The sequence below is a fragment of the Halobacterium bonnevillei genome, from assembly GCF_009831555.1.
Lineage (GTDB): Archaea > Halobacteriota > Halobacteria > Halobacteriales > Halobacteriaceae > Halobacterium > Halobacterium bonnevillei.
Window position 1 is genome coordinate 1 of the sequence record NZ_WUUU01000176.1, and the last position, 5,808, is coordinate 5,808.

General features: G+C 68.3%; 3 protein-coding genes and 3 pseudogenes. 2 read left to right on the forward strand and 4 right to left on the reverse strand.

What is annotated here, in order from left to right:
* The 4 genes and pseudogenes from GRX66_RS20835 to GRX66_RS15600 all read right to left on the reverse strand — a co-directional run.
* Positions 1 to 553 (reverse strand): annotated as a pseudogene (locus GRX66_RS20835) (hydantoinase/oxoprolinase family protein); the annotation flags it as partial.
* Between the two features lie 184 nt (positions 554 to 737).
* Positions 738 to 1,778: pseudogene (locus GRX66_RS20840) on the reverse strand (hydantoinase/oxoprolinase N-terminal domain-containing protein); the annotation flags it as partial.
* 82 nt (positions 1,779 to 1,860) lie between these two features.
* Positions 1,861 to 3,129, reverse strand: a complete 1,269-nt coding sequence (locus GRX66_RS15595; protein WP_159527363.1) for an ABC transporter substrate-binding protein — start codon at positions 3,127 to 3,129, stop codon at positions 1,861 to 1,863.
* 139 nt (positions 3,130 to 3,268) lie between these two features.
* A complete protein-coding gene (locus tag GRX66_RS15600; RefSeq protein ID WP_159527364.1) occupies positions 3,269 to 3,811 on the reverse strand; it encodes a ribbon-helix-helix protein, CopG family in 543 nt (180 codons plus the stop codon).
* Between the two features lie 132 nt (positions 3,812 to 3,943).
* Between GRX66_RS15600 and GRX66_RS15605 the strand changes: the two genes are divergently transcribed.
* Together GRX66_RS15605 and GRX66_RS15610 are read left to right on the forward strand one after the other, a co-directional pair.
* A complete protein-coding gene (locus GRX66_RS15605; RefSeq protein WP_159527365.1) occupies positions 3,944 to 4,495 on the forward strand; it encodes a GMP synthase subunit A in 552 nt (183 codons plus the stop codon).
* A 3-nt stretch (positions 4,496 to 4,498) separates the two neighbouring features.
* Positions 4,499 to 5,808 (forward strand): annotated as a pseudogene (locus GRX66_RS15610) (DUF2070 family protein); the annotation flags it as partial.

Here is a 5,808-nt window from a genome sequence, read left to right on the forward strand (position 1 = left end):
AGGGTCACCAGTTCGACCGGCTCCGAGCGGTCGGCGTGGCCGTAGCGGCGCTCGTGGCGCTCGTGGAACCGCTCGACGACGGTGTCGAGGGTGTCCTCGTCGACGTCGCCGTCCGGGACCGGAACGGAGATCTCGAACGACTGGCCGACGTACCGGAGGTCCGCGGTGCGGTCGAACTGCCGGTCCGTCGGCGGAACGTCCTCGTCGGCGAGGCGCTGGTCGCCCTGCTCGGAGAGGTCGGCGAACGTAGCCCGCAGCGTCGACGGCGACACCTCGTCCCACTGCCTGACGCGCGAGACGCTGTAGTCGTACAGCACGTCGCTGATGAGCAGGCCGAGCGCGGAGAGGACGCCCGCCGTCTGCGGCACGATGACCTTCGGGACGTCGAGGTCCTCGGCCAGCCGGCACGCGTGGAGCGGGCCAGCGCCGCCGAACGCGACCAGCGCGAAGTCCCGCGGGTGTAGCCGCGCTCCACGGAGACGACGCGGAGCGCGCGCTGCATGTTCGCGTTCGCGACGTCGAGGACGCCCTGCGCGGCCTCCTCGGGCGTCATGCCGAGTTCCTCGCCGAGGCGCGCCGTCGAAGGCGTCCCGGACGTCCGCGACTTCCACGTCGAGTTCGCCGGAGAGGAAGCGGATCGGGGTCGAGACGGCCGAGCAGGAGGTGTGCGTCCGTCGCGTGGGTTCGGTGCCGCCACGGCCGTACGAGATGGGGCCCGGGTCCGCGCCCGCCGAGCGCGGTCCGACGCGGAGCGCGCCGCCCTCGTCCACCCAGGCGATCGAGCCGCCGCCAGAGCCGACGGTGTGGATGTCGATCATCGGGACGCCGACCGCGTAGTCGCCGACTGTGACGTCCGTGGAGACGAGGGGTTCGCCGCCCTCCACGAGCGAGACGTCGCAGGACGTGCCGCCCATGTCCATCGTGATGACGTCGTCGACGCCGCACTGCTGGGCGACGTACGTCGCGCCCTGCACGCCGCCCGCGGGCCCGGAGAGGAGCGTGTTGACGGGACGGCCGCGCGCGGCGTCGGCGGTGATGAGGCCGCCGTTGGACTGCATGATCTTGAGTTCGGCGCCGAGGCCGTGCTCGCGAACTTCCGACTCCAGGTTGCCGATGTAGGAGTCCATCACGGGCTTGAGCGCGGCGTTCAGCGAGGTGGTGAGCGTGCGCTCGTACTCCCGTATCTCCGGGAGGACCTGGCTGGACAGCGAGTAGGAGACGTCGAGGCCTTCGTCTCTGAGGGCGTCGGCGACGCGCTGCTCGTGGTCGCCGTTCTCGAACGCGAACAACAGCGAGATTGCGACGCTGTCGACGCCGCTGTCCGCGAGGTCGCCGGCCAGCCGGCGCGCGCTCCCTTCGTCGAGGTCCCGCAGGACGTTCCCGCGCTCGTCGAGGCGCTCGGACACCTCGAAGCGGCGGTCCCGCGGGACGATCGGCTCCGGTTTCTCGGCGTCGAAGTCGTAGATGTCCGGGCGGTTCTGGCGTGCGATCTCGAGCACGTCGCGGAACCCCTCGGTGGTGACGAGCGCGGTGTCCGCCCACGTCCCCTCGAGGACTGCGTTCGTCGCGACGGTGGTACCGTGGCTGAGGAAGCCGACGTCGCCGAACGTGAACCCGGCCTCGTCGCGGCTCTTCCGGAGCCCGTTCACGACGCCGTTCTCGGGTGCGTCCGGCGTGGACGGGGTCTTCGTCACGTGCACGTCGCCGTCTCGAACCGTGACGATGTCCGTGAACGTGCCGCCGATGTCGACGCCGATGCGCACGTCCTCGGCCGTCACTGGCGGTCACTCCGTCGGTGCTGGTCTTGCGAAGCGTCTACTGGAACGTATCGTAGTTCGAACATGAGTGGGTGGGGGACGCCTAGACGAGGTCGCTGGCCGGAATCGTCTCCTGGTCCTGGAACTCGCCGTCGACGACTTCCACGACGACCATGTCGCTGGCGACGTCGCCGTTCTCGTCGTAGTCGACGCTGCCGCTCGGCCCGGCGTAGTTGACCGCCTCGCCGTCGTCGAGGAGGTCGACGCCGTCGCCGAACTCGTCGTACCCGACGTCGTCGCCCGGCGGGTTCGACGTCTCCCGCATCTGTTCTTTCACGTCACTGGAGTCCGTGCTGTCGGCGGCGTGAGCGGCGAGCGCCCACGACACCAGGGCGTCGTAGGAGTTCCACGAGTACGGCGAGAACAGCTGGGCGTCCGGGTTCGCCTCCTCGTAGTCGCTGACGAACGACTCGGTGTCGCCGCCGCTCGGCGGCTTCGTGCGCACGCCGTACATGCCGTTCATCACTTCCTCGCCGACGTTCTCGATGACCTCGTCGGAGAGCAGGCTCGTGTGCAGGATCCAGTTGCCGCCGTAGCCGCCCTCGAACCACTGCGAGAGGATGGTCGTCCCGCTCTCGGGGTAGCCCGCGAGCGCGACGAAATCCGGGTCGTCCTCGTACAGCTGGTCGAGGGACTGCTGGTAGGAGGACTCGCCGGACTCGTAGCCGACCTTCGCGGTGACCTCGCCGTCGAAGGACTCCTCGAAGACGTCGGCCAGCGCTGACCCGAAGTCGTTGTTGACGTAGAGGACGGCCGCGCTGTCGGCGTCGTTGTTCTGCGCGATGCGGGACATCACCTTCGCGACGAACCGGTCGTTGGTGCGCGTGCGCCAGACGTAGTCGTCGTCGTCCAGCGTGCTGATGACCGGCGACGAGGACGCCGGCGTGACGTGCAGGACCTCGTTCGAGATGGTGACGGACTCCGCGATACTGATGGTGACGCCGGAGGAGACGGCCCCGAACAGCGCGTCCACGCCCGTCGTGTCCACGAGCTTGTTGGCGGCGTTGACGCCCTGCGTGGACGCTGAGTTGGAGTCCTCGAAGTGGAGTTCGACGTCATTTCCGGCGGGACCGCCGGCCGCGTTGATGTCCGCTTTGGCCATCTCGAAGCCGTTCTGCATCGGCCCGCCGAAGTCGTTGAGGTCGCCGCTGTACGGGATGACGACGCCCACGTCGACGGTGCCGCCACCGTCGTCGCCGCCACCCTGGAGGTCCTCGAGACAGCCAGCCGTTCCGGCGACACCGAGCGCGCCGGCCGCGCGCAGGAAGCGACGCCGTTTCAACCGTTCACCGAACGAGTCGTTCTGTGACATACACTACCAACTAGCAATGAGGTATATATTCGTGGTTGTGAGCGGTGTGCACGCGTTGTGCGGACCTTGTGAAGACGTACGAGGACGTATGCAGAATTCGGCCGACTGACCTGCTGTGAGTCCGGGGCCAGGCGCGGGCTCAGGGGTCGACGGTCAACAGGACTTTCGCGACGCCTTCCTCCATCTCCACGTCGAACGGCAGGTGGGCGACGCTGCGCTCGATGAACCGCGTCATGAACCACCGGATGTCCGCCGACGGGAACACGATGTGGTAGGTGTTCTCCGTCGTCCGCCGCACTGTCAGGAACCCGCACAGCGACAGCCACTCCAGGAGTTCCTCGAGCGTGTCGAAGCGGTCCCGGTACTCCTCGGCGTGGTAGTCCGACACCTGGTCCGTGTCCTCGATGAATCCCTGCTTCGGCTCGCCGTCCTCCTGGACGTGTTCGAGAAAGCAGTGCAGGAAGTCGATGTCGAGCAGGACGTGTTCGCCGCCCGCCAGCATCTTGTAGTACTCCTCGAGGGTCTCGGAGCTGTCCGTGCTGGCGGCCTCGTAGTTCGCCGCGTAGAACGTCAGCGCGCGTCGCACGAGCTCGCTCTGCGAGCGGTCCGTTTTCCCCGCCAGGTCGTCCAGGGCCGCCCGCGCCTCCTCATCGAGCGACACCGTCAGTCTGTCCGAACTCATTGGAACGTGATAGCATACCGATGCCGTAAAACCCCTCGCCTCACGCAATCGCCGGGGCCCGGGTGGCCACCGCGCTCGCTCACGTGGCGCGAACGAGTGGGTTTTTAGTCGCGAATCGTTTACGTCGGTGCAATGACTCGCATCCTCGTCGTCGACAACCACGGCCAGTTCACCCACCTGGAGCACCGACTGCTCCGGGACCTCGACGGGGTGGACGCCGAACTCGTCGACAACACGACGCCGCCCGAGGACATCGACGCCGACGGCCTCGTACTCTCAGGCGGCCCCGACATGGACGACATCGGCCACTGCCCGGACTACCTCGACCTCGACGTCCCGGTCTTCGGCGTCTGTCTCGGCATGCAACTCATCGCGACCGAACTCGGCGGCCGCGTCGAATCCGGCGACTACGGCGGCTACGCGGACGTCGACGTCGACATCACCGACGAGGACGACCCCCTCGTCGGGTCGCTGGCGCCCGAGACGCGCGTGTGGGCGAGCCACGCCGACGAAGTCGTCGACCTCCCCGAGGGCTTCACCCGCACCGCCGAAAGCGACATTTGCGACGTCGAAGCGATGTCGAACACGGACCGCGACCTCTACGGCGTCCAGTGGCACCCCGAAGTCGCGCACACCGAGGAGGGCGAAGCGGTGTTCGAGAACTTCGTCGCCATCTGCGAGTAGGGCATGACGGAGACACAGGGCGAACTGGCGGGCCTCTCCAAGTACATCTTCCGGGCGCCCCGCTGGTACACGAGTGTCTCCCTCTCGCTGGTCATCGCGGCGCTGGCGGGCATCGCGGCCTTCGACAGCCAGGTCGTCCTCGAGGACGCCTGGCAGGGCGTGTTCTTCATCGGGATACCGACCGTCGTCGCCAGCCTCGCGACCACGCCCGTCGACCGCTTCTTCGGGGGCCAACTCACGTACAACCGGTCGTCGCTGCTTGCGTTCGCGTGCGAAGTCGTGGTGGTGGTCGTGCTCGTGCTCGCGGGCGTCGTCGCGACGCTGTCCGGCCCGCTCGGCCAGAACTTCGTGTTCGACGCGCTCATCGCCGCGCTCGGCCTCGTGTTCGCAATCCGGTTCCTCGTCGTGCTCGCGGTCTCCCGCGAATCACCGCTCCGCGCGGCCGTCCCCGCCAGCATCCAGACCGCGACCGCTGGCGTCCTGCTGTTCGTGTACAGCGGCACGATGAACTTGCTCGCGAGCGGCGGTCGCGTCGTCAGCGCGTACCTCTCCCGGCCCGCGGAAGCCCCGCCGGAGATCCAGTACGCGTTCCTGCCCGAGGACTTCCTCCTGCTCGTGGCGCTCACGGCGCTGTACGGCGTCGCCGCGTACGGGCTCGTGGTCGTCATCGACCGGCCGTGGCAGCGCAGTCTGGGCGTCAGCGTCCTCGACTTCATCCGCGGGTTCATCGGCCACATCGCGGAAGGCACCCGGGAACTGGAGGACTTCTTCGAACAGATCGGTGAGGAAGCCGTCGTCCCGGTCACCGTGCTCGCGTTCCGTGACGGCGACGGCGAGGAGAAAGCCCGCTTCGTGTTGCCGATGATCCACCCCGGCCCGATGGGCGAAATCGGCGGGGGGAACCTCCCGCAGCGGGTCGCCGAATCCGCGACCGGGCTGGCGTTCCCGCCGCACGCCACCGCGGGCCACGACTTCAACCTCGTGACCGAACGCGAAGTCGACACGCTCATCGACGCCGCCGCGACCGCCTACGAGAACATCGACTACTCCGACCACGCCACGCCCGCGGTCCGCGTCGAGGAGGGCGACGCGAAACTGCTCGGGCAGGCGTTCGGCGACGACGCCCTGCTCGTCTCCACGTTCGCGCCCGAGTTCGCCGACGACGTCGAGTACGCGGTCGGCCTCGCGGCCACCGCGGAAGCCCCGAGCGTCGAGGCGTCGACGACGTCCTGCTCGCCGACGCCCACAACTGCAACAACGGCCTGCAGGGCGACGACCTCGGCCACGTCTACCCCGGCAGCAAGCGCTCGTTC

Coding starts and splice junctions, on each gene's coding strand:
- GRX66_RS15595 (WP_159527363.1), bottom strand. CDS start 3,129: ATGTCACAGAACGACTCGTTCGGTGAACGGTTGAAACGGCGTCGCTTC.
- GRX66_RS15600 (WP_159527364.1), bottom strand. CDS start 3,811: ATGAGTTCGGACAGACTGACGGTGTCGCTCGATGAGGAGGCGCGGGCG.
- GRX66_RS15605 (WP_159527365.1), top strand. CDS start 3,944: ATGACTCGCATCCTCGTCGTCGACAACCACGGCCAGTTCACCCACCTG.